The sequence below is a fragment of the Microbacterium album genome, assembly GCF_014643695.1.
Taxonomy (GTDB): Bacteria; Actinomycetota; Actinomycetes; order Actinomycetales; family Microbacteriaceae; genus Microbacterium; species Microbacterium album.
The window spans coordinates 275,928-293,080 of record NZ_BMJY01000001.1; the positions used below are offsets into that span (position 1 = coordinate 275,928).

Annotated in this window: 17 protein-coding genes; 13 read left to right on the forward strand and 4 right to left on the reverse strand. The window is 71.2% G+C overall.

The features are described 5' to 3' along the window. Positions 1-76: 76 nt before the first annotated feature. Genes IEX37_RS01430 through IEX37_RS01445 form a run of 4 tightly spaced genes read right to left on the reverse strand, consistent with a single transcriptional unit; the run spans position 77 to position 4,276 of the window. Positions 77-1,276: an acyl-CoA dehydrogenase family protein gene (locus tag IEX37_RS01430; RefSeq protein WP_188754465.1), complete on the reverse strand. Its 1,200-nt coding sequence runs from the start codon at positions 1,274-1,276 to the stop codon at positions 77-79. Continuing rightward, positions 1,273-2,871, reverse strand: a complete 1,599-nt coding sequence (locus IEX37_RS01435) for an AMP-binding protein (protein ID WP_188754466.1) — start codon at positions 2,869-2,871, stop codon at positions 1,273-1,275. Before IEX37_RS01435 ends, IEX37_RS01430 begins: the two co-directional genes overlap by 4 nt. Next, positions 2,868-3,815 (reverse strand): SDR family oxidoreductase, encoded by a 948-nt coding sequence (locus IEX37_RS01440; protein WP_229662997.1) that lies wholly within the window; start codon positions 3,813-3,815, stop codon positions 2,868-2,870. Before IEX37_RS01440 ends, IEX37_RS01435 begins: the two co-directional genes overlap by 4 nt. Then, positions 3,812-4,276: a MaoC family dehydratase gene (locus IEX37_RS01445; RefSeq protein ID WP_188754467.1), complete on the reverse strand. Its 465-nt coding sequence runs from the start codon at positions 4,274-4,276 to the stop codon at positions 3,812-3,814. Before IEX37_RS01445 ends, IEX37_RS01440 begins: the two co-directional genes overlap by 4 nt. Before the next feature lie 177 nt (positions 4,277-4,453). Between IEX37_RS01445 and IEX37_RS01450 the strand changes: the two genes are divergently transcribed. The 13 genes from IEX37_RS01450 (at position 4,454) to IEX37_RS01510 (ending at position 17,128) form a co-directional block, all read left to right on the forward strand. Then, the gene (locus IEX37_RS01450; protein ID WP_194461739.1) at positions 4,454-5,539 is read left to right on the forward strand and encodes an ABC transporter substrate-binding protein; all 1,086 of its coding nucleotides are present in this window, start codon (positions 4,454-4,456) and stop codon (positions 5,537-5,539) included. 67 nt (positions 5,540-5,606) lie between these two features. Then, positions 5,607-6,434: an ABC transporter ATP-binding protein gene (locus IEX37_RS01455; RefSeq protein WP_188754469.1), complete on the forward strand. Its 828-nt coding sequence runs from the start codon at positions 5,607-5,609 to the stop codon at positions 6,432-6,434. Between the two features lies 1 nt (position 6,435). Then, on the forward strand, positions 6,436-7,233 hold the full coding sequence (locus IEX37_RS01460; RefSeq protein ID WP_188754470.1) for an ABC transporter permease: 798 nt from the start codon (positions 6,436-6,438) through the stop codon (positions 7,231-7,233). An 80-nt stretch (positions 7,234-7,313) separates the two neighbouring features. Then, on the forward strand, positions 7,314-7,889 hold the full coding sequence (locus IEX37_RS01465; protein WP_188754471.1) for a UGSC family (seleno)protein: 576 nt from the start codon (positions 7,314-7,316) through the stop codon (positions 7,887-7,889). After that, entirely contained in the window at positions 7,886-8,941 is a 1,056-nt protein-coding gene (locus IEX37_RS01470; RefSeq protein WP_229662998.1) for a hypothetical protein, read from the forward strand. Before IEX37_RS01465 ends, IEX37_RS01470 begins: the two co-directional genes overlap by 4 nt. 37 nt (positions 8,942-8,978) lie before the next feature. Further along, a complete protein-coding gene (locus tag IEX37_RS01475; protein ID WP_229662999.1) occupies positions 8,979-9,842 on the forward strand; it encodes an SDR family NAD(P)-dependent oxidoreductase in 864 nt (287 codons plus the stop codon). After that, a complete protein-coding gene (locus IEX37_RS01480; protein ID WP_188754472.1) occupies positions 9,842-11,257 on the forward strand; it encodes a 3-oxoacid CoA-transferase in 1,416 nt (471 codons plus the stop codon). Before IEX37_RS01475 ends, IEX37_RS01480 begins: the two co-directional genes overlap by 1 nt. Then, positions 11,254-12,129, forward strand: coding sequence for an amidohydrolase family protein (locus tag IEX37_RS01485; protein ID WP_308421659.1), 876 nt, complete (start codon positions 11,254-11,256; stop codon positions 12,127-12,129). The genes IEX37_RS01480 and IEX37_RS01485 overlap by 4 nt, the downstream gene beginning before the upstream one ends. A 123-nt stretch (positions 12,130-12,252) precedes the next feature. Beyond that, complete coding sequence (locus IEX37_RS01490; RefSeq protein ID WP_188754473.1) at positions 12,253-13,203, forward strand: IclR family transcriptional regulator; 951 nt, start codon at positions 12,253-12,255, stop codon at positions 13,201-13,203. A 320-nt stretch (positions 13,204-13,523) separates the two neighbouring features. Continuing rightward, entirely contained in the window at positions 13,524-14,504 is a 981-nt protein-coding gene (locus tag IEX37_RS01495; protein WP_188754474.1) for an ABC transporter permease, read from the forward strand. After that, complete coding sequence (locus tag IEX37_RS01500) at positions 14,501-15,424, forward strand: ABC transporter permease (protein ID WP_188754475.1); 924 nt, start codon at positions 14,501-14,503, stop codon at positions 15,422-15,424. Before IEX37_RS01495 ends, IEX37_RS01500 begins: the two co-directional genes overlap by 4 nt. Beyond that, positions 15,421-16,353, forward strand: a complete 933-nt coding sequence (locus tag IEX37_RS01505; RefSeq protein WP_188754476.1) for an ABC transporter ATP-binding protein — start codon at positions 15,421-15,423, stop codon at positions 16,351-16,353. The genes IEX37_RS01500 and IEX37_RS01505 overlap by 4 nt, the downstream gene beginning before the upstream one ends. Further along, entirely contained in the window at positions 16,343-17,128 is a 786-nt protein-coding gene (locus IEX37_RS01510) for an ABC transporter ATP-binding protein (protein WP_188754477.1), read from the forward strand. The genes IEX37_RS01505 and IEX37_RS01510 overlap by 11 nt, the downstream gene beginning before the upstream one ends. Positions 17,129-17,153 lie beyond the last annotated feature (25 nt).

Genomic DNA, 17,153 nt, shown 5'->3' on the forward strand with positions numbered 1-17,153 from the left:
CGCGCTAGCGAACTGCACGAACGCTAGTCAACGCCGGCCGCAAGCCCGGGTGGGGTGCCGTCCGGGCGGGGGCGGGTCAGCGGGTGAAGGCGCTCAGTCCCGTGACGGCGCGGCCCACGATGAGGGAGTTCATCTCGTGGGTGCCCTCGTACGTGTAGACCGCCTCGGCGTCCGCGAAGTAGCGCGCGAGGTCGTTGTCGACGCGGATGCCCTCCGCGCCCGCGATCTCGCGGCCGAGCGCGACGGTCTCGCGCACGCGATCGGCCGCCCACGTCTTGCCGAGGGCGGCGAGGGTCTCGGTGAGCCGCCCGCGGTGCTTGAGCTCGGTCAGCCGGACGGCCAGGGACAGGGTCGCGGTGGCGTTGCCGAGCATCCGGGTGAGCTTCTCCTGGATGAGCTGGAAGCCGGCGATCGGGCGACCGAACTGCCGACGCCGCAGTGCGTACGCCAGCGCCGCCTCGTACGCGCCGGTCTGCATGCCCGCGGCGTTCCAGCCGATCACGTAGCGCAGGCTGGTCAGGATCGCCGACACGTGCCGGAACGAGTCGATGCGGCCCAGGCGCTCCGACTCGTCGACGCGCACGCCGTCGAGCACGATGTCGGCGTTGCGCACCATGCGCAGCGCGATCTTGCCCCGGATGTCCGTGAGCGAGACCCCCGGGGCCTCGCGCGGCACGAGGAAGACCTTCGCTGCGCCGTCGGAGGCGTCCTTGGCGACGACGGCGATCACGTCGGAGATCGCGGCGTTGCCGATCCAACGCTTCCGGCCCGTGATGCGCCACGCGTCGCCCTCCCGCGTCGCGAGGGTCTCCAGGCCCGCCGCGACATCGGACCCGTGCTCCGGCTCGGTCAGCGCGAAGCACCCCGTGTACTCGAACCGGCCGATCCGGTCGTCGAGCCGAGCCACCTGCTCGGGTGTGCCGCCCTCGCGGACGACCGTGCGGAACATGGCGGTCTGCCCCCCGTACAGGGTGCCGATCGAGGCGTCGAAGCGCTGCAGCTCGAAGTGCTTGAAGCCGGTGTAGTAGGGGTTGGGGCGCCCGTCGTCGCGCAGCAGCGCCGGATCGTCCTCCAGATCGAGTGCGGCGAGCTCCTCGCGCAGGTGCGCGGGGCAGTGGCCGCGCTCCCACCACTCGGCCAGGTGGGGGCGCGCGCGGTCCTCCAGCAGCAGCCGCAGGGACGCGAGCTTGGCGCGCTCGACGTCGTCGAGCAGTTCCCCGGAGAACTCCAGCAGATCGGTCGGGGCGGGCGGCGCCGCCGCGTCAGGCTCGGTCATCGCGCGCCCGCGAGCTCGGCAACGGCATCGGCCTTCACGCGCGCGAGCTCGATCTTGCCAGTGGCGCTGCGTCCGAGGCTCGGCCTGACGAACACGTGCCGCGGCTTCTTGTAGCCCGCGAGGCGCTCGCCCACGAAGTCCAGCAGCGCGGCAACGTCGATGTCCGTCCCCGGCGCAGGCGCCACCATGGCGCTCACCGCCTCGCCGAAACGCGCATCGGGCAGCCCGAAGACGACGGCGTCGTCGACGGCCGGGTGCTCCAGCAGCACCTGCTCGACCTCGGCGGGGAACACCTTCTCGCCCCCCGTGTTGACGACGGCGCTCAGCCGGCCGAGCAGGTCGATCGTGCCGTCGCCGCGCGCGCGGGCCCAGTCCCCGGGGATGACGTATCGGCGGCCGCGGATCTCCCGGAACGTCGACGCGGTCTTCTCCGGATCGCCGTAGTAGCCCCGCGGCAGGATCCCGCGGTAGGCGACCAGGCCGAGCGCTCCCTCCTCGAGCGTGATCTCGCGGTGGTCCTCGTCGAGCAGCACCGCGTCGGGCGTGAGTGCGAGGCGGGCGGGGAGGTCGTCCGCGCTGCGGGTGATGCCGAAGGCGTAGGGCCCTCCCTCGCTCGAGGCGAACATGTCGACGATCGCGAGGTCGCCGAGCGTGTGGAGGCGGCGCTTGACCTCGTCGCTGAACCGCATCCCGGAGCTGACGATCGAGTCGACGGTCGGCAGCCCTCCGCCCCGCTCGGCCGCCTCGGCGAGCGGCAGGGCGAGGACGTCGCCGGCGACCACCAGGCGCGTCACGCCGTGCTCTCGGATCAGGCGGTACGCCTCGCCGACATCCATGCGCGCGCGGGCGTGCAGCACGACGGTGCCGCCCAGGGCGAGCGTCGCCATCGTCGCCGACTGCGCGGTGCCGTGCAGCATCGGGCTCAGGGGGAGGATCACGACGCGGGGCCGGTCCTCGTCGATCGCGATCGCGACCGCGTCCTCGAGCGTCTCGGGCGGGGTCACGCCGATGAGCCCCCACGTCGACTGCCGGCGCGCGATCAGGAGGGTGTCCAGGTCCCACACCACGGCCTTCGGCGCCCCCGTCGTGCCCCCGGTGTACAGACGCAGGTCCGCGCCCCGCGGGGCCTGGCGCGGCATGTCGCCGCCGGCCACGACGATGTCGGCGTACCGCGTGGCCCCCGGCACCGCGGTGTCGTCGTCGTCCACGACGATGAGCTCGACGTCCAATCCCGCGGCCGCCTCGGCGGCGACCGCCCCCAGCGACGACGGCACGACCAGGACACGCGAGTCGGAGTCCTGCAGCAGCGCGCGCACCTCGTGCGCGCGGTAGCGGTAGTTGATCGCGACGGGGGCGACGCCGATCGCGAGGCACGCCCACGTGAACGCGAGGTACTCGGGGCGGTTGTAGAGGAGCGTCGCGGCGGCGTCGCGCACGCGCAGCCCGCTCACCTCCGAGAGATGCTGGGCCAGGGCGGCCGACTCGGCATGCAGACGGCCCCACGAGAGCGTCTCATCGGCCGTGATCACCGCGGGGCGATCGGGCACCGCCCTGGCGATGCCCTGCCACAGGTCGCTGTAGTGGGGCGCGTTCATGATCCCGCGTCCCGGCGGGGTGGTCCGGACGGCTGCGCCTGCGCGGCGAACCGCCGGCGCCACGCGGTGTCGACGCCCGCGGCGTCCCAGCCGCCGTCGGCATAGTCGACATCGAGCACCGCGGGGTGGGAGTAGAGCGTGAGCCGGTCGCCCCCGATGCCGATCGCCTGTCCCGTCACGTCGCCGGACCGCTCGGAGGCGAGCCACACCACGAGCGGGGCGACGTCCTCGGGGCTGCCGAGGGCGTGGTCGTGGCGGAACTCGTGCGGGATGGCTTCGCCGGCCTGGAACCGCTCGTACAGCTCCGCATAGGCCGGGATGGTGGCGGTCATGGGGGACAGCGCGGTGGGGATGACCGCATTGGCGGTGATCCGGTCGCGTGCGAGCTCCAGGGACCAGGTGCGCGCCATCGCCACGAGCCCCGCCTTCGCAGCCGCGTAGTTCGTCTGCCCGAAACTGCCGAACTGGCCGGCGGGCGAGCCGATCAGGATGAGCCGCCCGCCTTCGCCCTGCTCGCGCAGGAAGCGGGCCGCGGCCCGTCCGGTCGTGAACGTGCCGCGCAGGTGGGTCTCGATCACGAGGTCGAAGTCGTCGTCCGCCATCTTCCACAGCACGCGGTCCCGCAGCACGCCGGCGTTGGCCACGAGGACGTCGAGCCGGCTGAAGCCCTCGGTCGCGGCCGCGACGAGCCGCTCCGCGGTCTCCGACGGGCCGACGGGCCCGATGCACGCCAGCGCGCGGCCGCCGCGCGCCGCGATGTCGGCCACGACCGCCTGCGCGCTGTCCTCGTCGATGTCGTTGACGACGACCGCGGCCCCGGCATCGGCGAGCGCGAGCGCATACGCGCGCCCGAGGCTGCGCCCGGCACCCGTGACGATCGCCACGCGCCCGTCCAGGCGCACGCTGCCGGCCTCCTGCCCGGTCATCGCCTCCTGCCCACTCATCGGTAGTGCCTCAGGATGAGCTCCGCGACGACCGCCGGCTTCGCGGCGCCCTCCACCTCGAACGTCAGCGCGAGCGTCACCTGCCATCCGCCCTCGACCTCGAGGACCTCGGCGACCTCACCCCGCACGCGGATGCGCGCCCCCGAGGGCACGGGGTGGGGGAAGCGGATGCGGTTGAAGCCGTAGACGATGCCGGTAGAGGTGCCCTCGACGCGGTAGATCTCGCGAAGGTGGGGCACGACCATGCTGAGGGTCAGCATGCCGTGGGCGATGCGCCCGCCGAACGGTGAGGCCGCCGCGGCCTCGGCGTCCACATGGATCGGATTGTCGTCACCGGAGAGCCGCGCGTAGAGGTCGATGTCCTCCTGCGGCACGGGGCGCCAGGCGGAGGGCCCGAACGACGTTCCGGTGATCTCGCCGACCTGGTCGATGGACGTGACGAGGCGCGTGCTGTCGGTCATCTCAACTCCTTCGTTGACGATCGTGAGTGTCAGGTTACCTGTATCACGTTCGCGCGGGGATTTGCGGTTCCGCTAAGTGAAAAGACTCGTTGACCCGGGCATGGCCCGTCAGCGAGTCTCATCGAGACCGCCCGCAAGGATGCGAGCGGCGATCCGACAGTGGAGTCGATGATGATCATGAATCTTGATGCGATGGCTCGGCGGCGGCGACTGGCCGGCCTGACGGTGGGGCTCGCCGCCGGAGCGCTCGCGCTCGCCGGGTGCGCCGGCCAGACGCCCGCTCCCGGAGACGACGGCGCGGGCGCGGGCGGCGAGGACCTGGGCCGGATCGTGGTCGTGAGCTTCCTCCCGCTGGAGTCGTTCACGTTCACGCCCGAGATGTTCGCGTACGCGGGCGGCTACTTCGAAAAGCACGGGCTGGACGTTGAGCTTCAGGCCGTGCAGGGCTCCTCGGCCGCGATCCAGTCCCTGCTGGGCGGGGCCGCGACCATCACTCGCGCGAGCACGGTCGACCTGTTCCCGCCGCTCGAGCAGGGCCAGCCCCTGACGGCCGTGGGCACCATGGCGTACAAGTCAAATCTCCGTGTCATCTCCGCCGACAGCAACCCCGTCGAATCCACCTCGGACATGGAGGGCGAGGTGATGGGCATGGGCTCCATCGGAGGCACGAGCGAGAAGATGCTCGACCTCGCTCTCGACGCCGGCGGCGTCGATCGTGACTCCGTCACGCGTCAGGCCGTCCCCGTCACGGGAGCCACGTTCGAGCTCGTCAAGCAGGGGCAGCTCGCCGGCTACATCGTGAGCCTGGACACGTCCATCCAGATCGGCCAGCAGAACGCCGACGCGATCGTCACGGATGCGGGACTGGGTGACGCCCCCGACATGCAGGCGTGGGTCACCACCTCGGCGAACCTCGAGGACCCCGAGAAGGTCGCTCAGATCGAGGCGTTCCTCGCCGCGATCAAGGAAGCGGTGCAGTTCGTGATCGACGACGCGGAGAACGACTTCGCGAACGTCCTGCAGATCCTGCGCGACAGCGGCGAGTTCTCGTTCGCCGCGCTGGACAACGACGAGGTCGCGAGCGCGGCGCTCGACATCTACACGACCGAGACCTGGGTGGACCCGGACGGGGGCACCGAGCTGCTCGCCAACGACCTCGACGCATGGATCAACGCGTACGAGACCTACGTGGAGGCGGAGTTCCTCGAGGGCGGGCGCGACCCACAGGAGTGGATCACCGACGAGTACCTCCCCGCCGGCTGAGCGTCGCCCGTCCCGGGCTGCGCGAGCCGGCCGGCCCAACCGTTACAGAGAGGGAACGATGTCCACGATGAGCGACGGAGCGCTGGCGACCTCGCCGGCCCCCACTGGCGCCGAGACCCCGGGACTGCGCATCCGGGGGGTCGGTCGCGACTTCCGCACCCGCAGCGGCATCACGCACGCCGTTTCCGGGATCGACCTCACGATCGAGCGCGGCGAGTTCGTCGCCCTGATCGGGCGTTCCGGGTGCGGCAAGACCACACTGCTGCGCATGATCGGCGGCCTCCTGCCGCCCACGACCGGCACCATCGAGGTCGACGGCAAGAACCTCTGGGTGGACGGGCGGGTCGATTCGTCGGCCGTCACGAAGCTCGGGTTCGTGTTCCAGGAGAGCAACCTGTTCCCCTGGTTCTCGGTGCTCGACAACATCGCGCTGCCCATGAAACTCCGGGGCGTGGGCAAGCGGGCCCGGCGCGCGCAGGCGCGAGAGCTCGCGGAGCTGGTCGGACTGAAGGGGTTCGAGCAGTCGTATCCCCGTGAGCTCTCCGGCGGCATGCGGCAGCGCGCGGCGATCGCCCGGGCGCTGTCGACGGAGCCGGAGCTGCTGCTGATGGACGAGCCGTTCGGCGCCCTGGACGCCCTCACGCGCGAGCGCATGAACCTCGAGCTCCAGCGCATCGTGCTCGAGACGTCCTCGACCGTCGTGTTCGTGACGCACGACATCCCCGAAGCGGTGTTCCTGGCCGACCGCGTCGTCCACATGACGCCCCGCCCGGGGCGCATCCGGCAGATCCTGCCGGCGGAGTTCCCGAAGCCCCGGAAGGTCGACCTGCAGACCACGCCCGAGTTCAACGAGATCGTCCGGCGACTGCGCCACGACATCGACGAGGAGGACTGACATGTCCCGCACGCGACTCATGCGGCTCCTGCCGTGGATCGTCACCCCCACGCTGGTCGTGGTCCTCATCGCGACGTGGCACATCGTCGTGACCGCGCTCGAGGTCAACCCGTTCATCTTCCCGCCGCCCGCCGAGGTGTGGCAGTCGTTCGTGCAGCTCATGGGCAACCAGCGCACCTGGTCGGCGACGGCGACGACCGTGAGCGAGGTCGTGATCGGCTTCCTCATCGCGGTCGTCTCGGGCCTCGTCGTCGGCGTGGTGCTCGGCAAGCTGCGGTGGCTCGAGGTGAGCCTGCGCCCGCTCATCGTGATCGCGCAGGTCGCGCCGAAGGTCGCGTTCGTGCCGCTGTTCGTGATCTGGTTCGGGTTCGGCATGACCTCGAAGATCGTGCTGTCCGCACTGCTGGCGTTCTTCCCGATCATGCTCAACGTGCTGCTCGGCGTGCGCTCGGTCGAGCAGGGGCAGCGCGAGGTCATGCAGAGCCTGAACGCGACGCGCTGGCAGAAGTTCGTGCAGCTCGAGATGCGCAGCCTGCAGCCGTACCTGTTCGCCGGCATGGAGGTCGCGATCGTGCTCGCCACGATCGGCGCGATCGTCGGCGAATACCTCGGCGGGAACGACGGGCTGGGCAACATGGTGGTGTCCGCCATGAACTCGCTCGACGCCGCCATGACGTTCGCCCTCATCCTCTGGCTGTCGGTGATCGGTCTGGCGCTGTATCTCATCGTCAACGAGCTCAAGCGGTTCTTCATCCCGTGGCACGAGTCGGTGTACGGGCTGCGGAACACCTCGATCTGACCCCACGGCCCCGGGGCGACGTCCGCTTTCCGCGTCGCGGAATCGCCGGACGCCGCCCCGGGGTCGCGACGGATAGTGGGGTGAGCATTCCCACGAACGATCGGAGCAAGACCATGACGACGACCATCATCGACCCCACCGCGAGCGCGCGGCGGGCGGCGGCGTCGACGGCCTCCGCGTCGCCCACCGTCTCCGAGGTGAACGGGCTGCGGATCGGCCTGCTCGAGAACACCAAGCGCAACGCGGCGCAGGTGCTCGACGCCGTCGGCGACGTGCTCGTCGCCCAGCACGGCGTCGGTGCCCTGGTGCGCCGGACGAAGCCCCAGTTCTCCATGCCCCTCACGGACGAACAGGTCGAGGATCTGCTGGCGTCGTGCGACGCCGTCGTAATCGGTGTGGGCGACTGCGGCTCCTGCAGCGCGGCCGCGGTGGCCGACGGCATCGCCCTCCAGCAGGCCGGGCTTCCGACCGCCGTGATCTGCACCGAGGCGTTCGCGCAGACCTCGCGCGCCATGGCGGCCGTCAAGGGCGACGCGGACTTCCCCTTCCTGACGATCGAGCATCCAATCGCGAACCTCGGTCCGGCCGACATCGCGGCGCGCGCCGCGGGGGTCGCGGGCGGTGTCGTGCGGAGCCTGACGGGCGAGACTCGGTGAGCGGCTCCACGGCGGTCGCGGAGACGACCTCCGACGAGCTCGATCCCGTCGCCGCGGCGCGCGTCAGCGAGTACCTCTTCGAGCGGGGATGGACGGACGGGCTGCCGGCCGTCGCGGCGTCGGAGGAGTCCGTCGCCGACTTCCTCGCGCACACCGATCGGGATCCCGACGAGATCGTCGCGCGCCTGCCGCAGGTGGGACGCACGGCGACCGTGCGGGACGTCGCGACGCACGCCGTCATGGCGGGCTGCCGGCCCGAGTACCTGCCCGTGGTGCTCGCCGCCTGGGACGCCCTCTCGGCGGAGCGCTCCGCGCTCGGTGGCGGCTGGCAGTCGACGAGCGGCCCCGGCCCGCTGCTCGTCGTCAACGGGGACATCCGCGGGAAGCTCGGCATCAATTCCACGGGAGGGGTGTTCGGGCCCGGCTTCCGCCCCAACGCCACGATCCCGCGCGCGATCGGCCTCACGGTGCGCAACAGCTTCGGCGTCCTGCCGCACGAGCTCGAGCAGGCGACGCAGGGCATTCCGGGGCGCTGGTCGATGTGCATCGGCGAGGACGAGGAGAACAGCCCGTGGGAGCCGCTGTCGGTGGAGCTCGGCATGGCGCCCGGAGAGAGCGCCGTGAGCACGCTCCTGCTGCGCACGAGCGAGTTCATCGACAACCGCCACTTCCGTGAGCCCGTCGAGGTGCTGCGCGACTTCGCCGACACCATCCAGCGCTCCGGCCCCTGGATCTTCCGCCATTCGTCGGTCGGCATCGTGATGAACCCCGAGCACGCCCACCTGTTTGCGGGGGCGGGGATGTCGAAGCAGGACGTCCGCGAGTGGCTCGTCGCGCACTGCGGGCGCACGGAGGGCGAGCTGGCGCGCGTCGGGAAGGCGCTGAGCGGGCGCACGGGAGAGACCTTCGCCCCCGACCACTTCCATCCCGTGTTCGCCGACGCGAGCCCGGCGAGCCTGCCGATCGTGGTCGCCGGCTCGCGCAATGCGGCCATCTCGATGGTCGTGCGGGTCTTCTCGACGTGGACGGGCCGGGCGTTCCCGATCCGCTGAAAACCACCCATCCGGCGATGAGGCCAGAAGGAGAACGATGACCACGAAGGATGACTGGGCGGCGCAGACGACCGCCGACGCGCTGGCCTCGGCGGAGACGCCGAGCATGGCCGGGCGCGTCGCGCTCGTCGCGGGGGGCGGGCTGAGCGGGCCCCTCGGCGGCGTCGGATTCTCCATTGCCTGGCTGTGCGCCCGCGCGGGCGCCAGGATCGCGGTGCTCGACCGCGATCGCGCCGCCGGTGAGCGCGCCGTCGATGCGATCCGCGAGGCCGGCGGCGAGGCCGAGTGGTTCTCGGTGGACGTGACCGACTCCGCATCCGTCGCGGGCGCCGTCGCCGCGGTCATCGAGCGTTTCGGGCGGCTCGATCTGGTCGCGGACTCGATCGGCGGGGGCGGGGCGGTGCCGGCGTTCGAGGTGGACGACGAGGAGTTCGAGCGGGTGATGGACCTCAACTTCCTGTCGGCGTGGCGGGTGATCAAGTACGCGCAGCGGCATTTGGGGGAGGGCGGCTCGATCGTCACGATCTCGTCCAGCGCGACGGAGGGGCGAGGCCCCACGATGCCCTACACGATCGCGAAGACGGCGCTCGAGAAGCTCACGGTGGGCGCCGCCTCGACGCTCGCCCCCCGCGGCATCCGCGTCAACGGCGTGCGCGTGGGCATGATCTGGGGCGCCTTCGCGGCGCGCGGCATGACGGAGGAGCAGCGCGAGCTGCGACGGCAGAACGTCGCTCTGCAGAGTGAGGGCAACGTGTGGGACATCGCGTCGGCCGCGTTCTTCCTGCTCAGCGAGCGCGCCCGGTGGGTCTCCGGCCAGGTGCTCGCGGTGGACGGCGGCGGCTTCGCCATGAAGGCCAACACGGGGGCCGCCGGCTCCGCCCCGAAGGCGAAGGACCGGTGATGGACGCCGTGAGGAAGGACAAGGTCTTCGCTTCCGCCGCCGCGGCGGTCGCGGACATCCCGGACGGCGCGTCGGTCGCGATCGCGGGCTTCGGCATCACCCACTCGTTCCCCTCCACCCTGATCCTCGCGCTGCGGGATCACGGCGCGAAGGACCTCACGGTCTACTGCAACGGGCTCGGCTCGTCGGGGCACCCGACGGCCCAGCTGCTCGCCGAGAACCGGCAGATCTCCAAGCTCGTCGCGAGCTTCTCCGCGCGCCCGGGGCCGATCACGGCGGCCGAGGAGCAGATCATCGCCGGTGACATCGAGTTCGAGGTGGTGCCCCAGGGCACGCTCGTGGAGCGGATGCGCGCGGGCGGAGCCGGCATCCCCGCGTTCTACACGCCGGTCGGGGTGGGCACGGCCATCGCCGAGGGCAAGCCGTCGGCCGAGTTCGACGGGGAGTCGTTCGTGCTCGAGCGCGGCATCACGACGGACTACGCGCTGCTGCGCGCCCACCGCGCGGATCGCGCCGGCAACCTGCAGTTCCGCGGCGGCAGCCGCAACTTCAACGACAGCTTCGCCAAGGCCGCGCGCGTGGCGATCGTCGAGGTCGACGAGATCGTCGAGACGGGCGAGCTTGCCGCCGACGACATCGACCTCCCCGGTGTCTGGGTCTCGCGGGTCGTCCTCTCGAGCGTCCGCGTGGACCCCGCGAAGCTGCCCCGCAAGGCGGAGCGCGGCGGTGACACCCACCGGGAGTACAACGGAAAGCCCGCCCTCAGCAGAGCCGAGATCGGCCGTCGGGCCGCCGCGCTGCTGCCCGACGGGGCGATCGTGAACCTCGGTGCCGGTCTGCCGAACCAGGTGACCAACTTCCTCGAGGGCCGGGACGTCACGCTGCATGCCGAGAATGGCATCCTCGGCTACGGCCGGTTCGTCGGCGTCGAGGACGCGGATCCCGACCTGCACGACGCGGGCGGCAACTTCATCGAGCTGGAGTCCGGCGCGAGCTTCTTCGACTCGGTCGCCTCGTTCGAGATCGCACGCGGGAAGCGGCTCGACGCCGTGATCCTCGGCGCGTACCAGGTGGACGCCGCCGGCGACCTCGCGAACTGGGCGCAGCCGGGACGGCCGGGCGGCGGGATCGGGGGAGCGATGGACCTGGCCGTCGGCGCGCGCTCCGTCATCGTGACGATGGAGCACGTCGACAGCAAGGGCCGGCCCAAGCTCGTGGAGACCGCGGCGTACCCGATCACGGCACCGCGCTGTGTGGATATCGTCGTCACGGACCTCGCGCTGCTGCGAAGGGGAGAGGAGGGCTTCGTGCTCGAGGAGATCGCGGACGGTTTCACGGTGGACGAGGTGCTGTCCCTCACCGACATGCGGGTCTCGGTCCCGGCGCAGCCGGCCGTCATGCAGGAGCGCTGGTGACCGCGGTGGGCGACGGCATCGTCGCGATCGACTTCCACACGCACGTCCAGCGTTCGGCTCGGTCGGCGCCGCCCGAGGCGGTCTCCGAGAACGCCGAGGCGATGGCGGCCTATTTCCGGACCGACGCGCGCACGCCCACCGTGCACGACCTGGCCGAGGTGTACCGGGCGCAGAGCATGATGTGCGTCGCGTTCACGGTCGACAACCGCTGGGCGACCGGAGAGGAGCCGGCGGTGACGAACGACGAGGTGATCGAGCTCGCGGCCGAGCACTCCGACACGGTGATCCCGTTCGGCACGGTCGATCCGCACGGCGGACGGCGCGCGGCGCGGGAGGTGACGCGCCTGGCGGAGAAGGGGGCGCGCGGATTCAAGTTCCATCCGAGCAGTCAGGCGTTCTATCCGGACGACCGCGACGTGTACCCCGTCTACGAGGCCATTCAGGAGGCCGGCGCGATCGCGCTCTTCCACAGCGGGCACACCGGAGCGGGGGCCGGCACGCGGGGCGGAGGCGGCATCCGCCTCAAGTACGGCAACCCGATGCACGTCGACGACGTCGCGGTCGACTTCCCGGACCTGCGCATCGTGCTCGCACACCCCTCGTTCCCGTGGCAGGACGAGGCCCTGTCCGTGGCGCTGCACAAGCCGCACGTCTACATCGATCTGTCGGGCTGGTCGCCGAAGTACTTCCCGCCGAACCTCGTGCAGTACGCGCGCACGCTGCTGAAGGACAAGATGCTCTTCGGCACCGACTACCCGGTGATCACGGCGGAGCGGTGGCTGCGCGATTTCGAGGGCCTCGGCTTCGATGAGGACGTGAAGCGGCGCATCCTGCTCGACAACGCCGTCCGCCTGCTGGGCCTTACGCGCTGATCGTTCCGCGTGGGCGGGGGTTTCCGCCCTCCGGAAGGCCGCTCGGCCGCGCGTGCGCCCGATGCGACCATGGAAGGGCGGCGCACTGGCGCGCCGGCGCGACGATCTAAGGCGGCTGGTCGTATGAGCGGTGTCATCGAAGAACGGGATCTCCTGAAGGTGCAGGGCGCGCAGGCGGCGGCCGTACGAGCCCGCCGGGCCGCGCCGGCAGGGCGGTCGCACGAGGCCGGCGCACCGGCCGACGCGCGCGGCGGACGTGCCCCGCGGCAGGAGGAGGGCGTGAAGCGCACGGCGGCGGCGCGCGTCCTGGCACTGTTGGAGGCGTTCTCGCGCGGCGGCGGCGCGCTGACCCTGTCGGAGATCAGCCGATACGCGGACCTCTCGCTGACGACGGCGCACCGCCTCACCCACGAGGTGCTCGAATGGGGCGGACTCGAGCTCGACGCGACGGGACGTTACCGTCTCAGCGGGAAGTTCCTCGAGCTCGCCTCGACGTCGACGCGTGCCCTGCGGCTGCGCGAGAGCGCCCTGCCGCACCTCGTGGACCTGCACCGGGTGACCGGGCTCACCGTGCACCTCACGACGCGGGAGGGCGGCGAAGTGGTCTATCTCGAGGCGCTGCGGCCGCACCCGAACTACACCGGCGAGAACCGGATGGGGGGACGTCTCGCGCTGCACGTGACGGCGACGGGTCTGGTGCTGCTGGCCTACGCCGATCCCGAGGTGCTCGAGGAGTACCTCGACGCGCCCCGGCGCGCGTTCACCGCGCGCACGCCGACGACCGCGGCCGAGATCCGGGCGCGCGTCGAGGAGGTGCGCCGGCGCCGCTATGCCGTCGCCGAGGGGTGCCTCGCGGAGCGTGTCGGCTCGGTGGCGGTTCCGCTCACGGGCGAGGACGGCCGGATCGAGAACGCGGTCGGGATCGTGTACTCGCTCGGTCAGACCGACCCGCGGCGGCTGGTGAACCTCGCGCGCGCCACGGCGGACCGGATCTCCGAGTCGCTCCTGCGGCGCGATGCCCGCCCCGATCCGCGCACGATCGCTTACAACCGCCGCAAGGCCGGCCTGGCCTGACACCTTCGGGCACGCCCGCCGGGCGATCGTCGACGCGAAGGAGCTTCCGCGCCGCGGAAGCGGTGCTTGCCGCGGCGACGCGCGGCGCTCAGCCTGAAGCCGTCCACCCCGACCGTCCCCGATGAGGCGGGATCGCGGTTCCGCACCGCGGAAGAAATCCGATCGGCAGCGGCGGGACGCGGTCAGGATGGACGGCACCCGCGGTCAACGCCGATCGCGGGCCGACCTGCAGACGCTTCGAGGGAGAACGTGCCCATGCATACCGTCCCCATGCACACCGCGCCGACGCGGGGCGCGCGAGCGGAGAGGACGCGACGATCGTGAAGGCGCTCGTCGTTCACTACGGCAGGCTCGTGCTGTCGTCGGTGCTCCTGTTCCTCGCGGTCATCACCTCTCTGTTCTTCCTGCTGGAGATCGCTCCGGGCGACCCGATCCAGTCCCTCGTGGGCGACGCTCCCATCTCGGAGGCGTTCCGTGAGCAGATCACGGCCGCCTACGGCCTGGACCGGTCGATGGCCGAGCGGTACTTCATCTATCTCGGCAACGTGCTGACGGGCAACCTCGGCTACTCGTTCGGCTCCAACGAGGCCGTGCTCGGCCTGATCCTGAGCCGTATCCCCAACACCCTCGCCCTCGCGGTGCCCTCCTTCATCCTCTCGACCATCGGCGCCATCATCCTGGGCTCCATCGCGGCGCGCACCCGCAAGCGCTGGCTGGACGCGTCGATCTCCGGCGCCTCCGTCGCGCTCTTCTCGGTGCCGAACTTCTGGCTCGGCCTCATGCTGATCTCGGTGTTCTCGCTGTGGCTCGGCTGGCTGCCCACACAGGGCAAGGGGCCGTACGGCCAGCCGGGCATCTCCTGGGAGTACGCGATCCTCCCGATCGTCACGATGGCCACGAGCGAGCTCGCGTTCAAGGCGCGCATCATGCGCTCGTCGATGATCGAGTCCCTCGGTCAGGACTACATGGACACGGCGCGCTCGAAGGGGCTGTCGTCGTCCCGGCAGCTGTGGGGCCACGGCCTGCCGAACGCGCTGCTGCCCATGGTGACGGTGGCCGGCTACAGCCTCGGCTTCATCCTCGCCGGCTCCGTGCTCATCGAGCGCGTGTTCGGCTGGCCGGGGATGGGGCTTCTCTTCGTCGACGCGATCGAGCGCAAGAACAACATGGTGGTGCTCGGCGTCGTCATCTTCATGACCATCACGATCATCGTCGTGAACTTCCTCACCGACGTGGTCTACGGCATCGTCGATCCGCGCCTGCGCGCGCGGTTCACCCGTCCTGTGAGGAGCACGGCATGAGCGTCGGCCAGAGCATCGACACCACGTCCGTCTCGGTCGCCCTGACGGGGCGCCCCGGCGGCATCGGACGGCGGCGGCGAGCGCGCGGGAAGCCGGGATCGGCGTGGGGCGCGTTCCTCCGCAAGCCCGTCACGCGCATCTTCCTGCCGATCGTCGTCTTCTTCGCCGCCGTGGCAGTCGTCGGCCCCTTCTTCGTCGGCAATCCCGCCGCGGCGCACTTCTCGAGCGTGCTGCCCCCGAGCGCGGAGCACCTGCTCGGCACCGACCATCTCGGCCGCGACTACCTCGCCCGCGTCGTGCACGGCGCCCAGGTGTCGCTGCTGGTGGGCTTCAGCGTCGCGCTGCTGTGCATGACGATCGGCGTCGTGATCGGCGGCCTCGCCGGCTATTACCGCGGCGCGATCGATGTCGCGCTGGTCAAGATCGCCGAGTTCTTCCAGGTGTTCCCCGGGCTGGTCGTGGCACTCGTGGCCGCCGCACTGATCGGGTCGAACGTGTTCATCATCGTCGCCATCCTGTCGATCACGATGTGGCCGAGCGTGGCCAGGATCGTGCGCGCCGAGGCGATGCGCATCTCCCAGCTCGGATACGTCGAGTCCGCGAAAGCGGCGGGCTTCCGCGGGCCGCGCATCCTGTGGTCGGACGTGATCCCGAACGCGATGCCGCCCGTGCTCGTGGCGACCACGATGACGGTCGGGCGCGCGATCCTGCTCGAGTCGGGCCTGGCGTTCCTCGGCGTCGGCGACGCGAACCGGCCCAGCTGGGGCGCGCTGCTCAACGCCGCGCAGTCGCATCTGCGCGACGGATGGTGGCTCGCGCTGTTCCCCGGCCTGTGCATCTTCATCGTCGTGCTCGCCGTCAACATGCTCGGCGACGCGCTCAACGACGCCTACAACCCCACGATCGGGAGGGTGAAATGACGGTCACGAGCGACACGCTGGAAGCGGATGACGCCGTGCGCGCGGAGGCGGGAGGCAGCCCCCTGCTCGAGGTGAGCGACCTGCGCGTCCACCTGCCCACGGGCGAGGACGAGGAGGTGCTCGCGGTGTCGCGGGTCAGCCTCACGGTCGAACGCGGCGAGCGCGTCGGCATCGTGGGCGAATCGGGTTCGGGGAAGTCCGTGACCGGCCGTGCCATCGCGGGACTGCTTCCGGGCTCGCCGCGCGTGCGCGTCGGCGGGTCGGTCCGGCTCGAGGGGCGCGAGATGCTCGGGGCGCCGCCGAGTGAGTGGGATCGGGTGCGCAGCGAACTGGTGGGCATGATCTTCCAAGACCCGCTGACGTTCCTGAACCCGGTCATGCGTGTCGGCCGGCAGGTCGCCGAGTCGATCCGGACCGGCACTCCCCGCGAGAAAGAGGCCGAGGCGCAGCGATTCCTCGCGCTGGCCGGTCTCGACGACGTCGCCGAGCTCGCGCGCCGGTACCCGCACGAGCTGAGCGGCGGCATGCGGCAGCGAGTGCTGATCGCGCTGGCGATCGCCAAGCTGCCGCAGCTGATCATCGCCGACGAGCCGACCACCGCCCTTGACGCGACCGTGCAGGCCGTGGTGCTGAAGACGCTCGACGAGACCGTGCGGGAGCTCGGCACGTCGCTGATCCTGATCTCGCACGACCTCGCGGTCGTGGCGAGCATGACCGAGCGCATCTACGTGATGTACCGGGGTCGGGTCGTCGAGTCGGGCACGACCGCCGACGTGCTCACCAAGCCCAGACACCCGTACACGCAGGCGCTGCTGCGCAGCGTGCGCAGCCTGACCGACGACGACGCCGAGCTCTACTCGATCCCGCCGACGCTCCGCGCGGAGCTGGCGGCATCACTCGATGAGGAGGACGACGACGATGCTGCTTGAAGCGCGTGAGGTGTCGAAGGTGTACCGCGGCCGCCGCGGCGGCGCGCCGGTGGTGGCGGTGGACCGCGCGAGCATGAGCGTGGCACCCGGCCGGTTCGTGGCCGTCGTGGGGGAGTCCGGCAGCGGCAAGAGCACGCTCGCCCGCATGCTGCTGGGGCTCATTCCCGCCAGCGACGGCCACGTGCTGCTCGACGGCGAGGACATCGCGACCATGCGGGGGGAGCGCATGGCGCACTTCCGCCGCAGCGTGCAGGCCGTGCTGCAGGACCCCGCCGGGTCCCTCAACCCTCGCAAGCGCGTGCGGCAGGCGATCGGCGAGGTCGTGCGCCTGCACCGCATGGCGAACGGTGCCGCCGGCGTGCGCGCGAAGATCGTGGAGGCGCTCGAGCTGGTGGGGCTGACCCCGGGTGAGCAGTTCCTCGAGCGATTCCCGGGCGAGCTGAGCGGCGGACAGCGGCAGCGCGTGCTGATCGCGCGCGCGATCGTCGTCGATCCCGAGATCATCGTCGCAGACGAGGCCGTGTCGGCGCTCGACGCGTCGGTCAAGGCCGGCGTGCTGCGCACGATGCGCGAGCTCACGGAGCGCCTCGGCGTCGGCTACGTGTTCATCACCCACGACCTGCCCGTCGTGAAGAAGGTGGCCGACGAGGTCATCGTGATGAAGTCGGGCCGGATCGTCGAGTCCGGGCCCAAAGCCCAGATCTTCTCGGAGCCCCGGCAGGAGTACACGCGGACGCTCCTGGCCGCCGCCCCGGTGCTCGAACCGGTGGCGTGATCCGCTCCGCGACCCGAAGCAACCC

Excerpts from the sequence above, each read along its gene's own strand:
- IEX37_RS01430 (WP_188754465.1), bottom strand. The coding sequence starts at position 1,276 with ATGACCGAGCCTGACGCGGCGGCGCCGCCCGCCCCGACCGATCTGCTG.
- IEX37_RS01435 (WP_188754466.1), bottom strand. The coding sequence starts at position 2,871 with ATGAACGCGCCCCACTACAGCGACCTGTGGCAGGGCATCGCCAGGGCG.
- IEX37_RS01440 (WP_229662997.1), bottom strand. The coding sequence starts at position 3,815 with ATGAGTGGGCAGGAGGCGATGACCGGGCAGGAGGCCGGCAGCGTGCGC.
- IEX37_RS01445 (WP_188754467.1), bottom strand. The coding sequence starts at position 4,276 with ATGACCGACAGCACGCGCCTCGTCACGTCCATCGACCAGGTCGGCGAG.
- IEX37_RS01450 (WP_194461739.1), top strand. The coding sequence starts at position 4,454 with ATGAATCTTGATGCGATGGCTCGGCGGCGGCGACTGGCCGGCCTGACG.
- IEX37_RS01455 (WP_188754469.1), top strand. The coding sequence starts at position 5,607 with ATGAGCGACGGAGCGCTGGCGACCTCGCCGGCCCCCACTGGCGCCGAG.
- IEX37_RS01460 (WP_188754470.1), top strand. The coding sequence starts at position 6,436 with ATGTCCCGCACGCGACTCATGCGGCTCCTGCCGTGGATCGTCACCCCC.
- IEX37_RS01475 (WP_229662999.1), top strand. The coding sequence starts at position 8,979 with ATGACCACGAAGGATGACTGGGCGGCGCAGACGACCGCCGACGCGCTG.
- IEX37_RS01480 (WP_188754472.1), top strand. The coding sequence starts at position 9,842 with ATGGACGCCGTGAGGAAGGACAAGGTCTTCGCTTCCGCCGCCGCGGCG.
- IEX37_RS01490 (WP_188754473.1), top strand. The coding sequence starts at position 12,253 with ATGAGCGGTGTCATCGAAGAACGGGATCTCCTGAAGGTGCAGGGCGCG.
- IEX37_RS01500 (WP_188754475.1), top strand. The coding sequence starts at position 14,501 with ATGAGCGTCGGCCAGAGCATCGACACCACGTCCGTCTCGGTCGCCCTG.
- IEX37_RS01505 (WP_188754476.1), top strand. The coding sequence starts at position 15,421 with ATGACGGTCACGAGCGACACGCTGGAAGCGGATGACGCCGTGCGCGCG.
- IEX37_RS01510 (WP_188754477.1), top strand. The coding sequence starts at position 16,343 with ATGCTGCTTGAAGCGCGTGAGGTGTCGAAGGTGTACCGCGGCCGCCGC.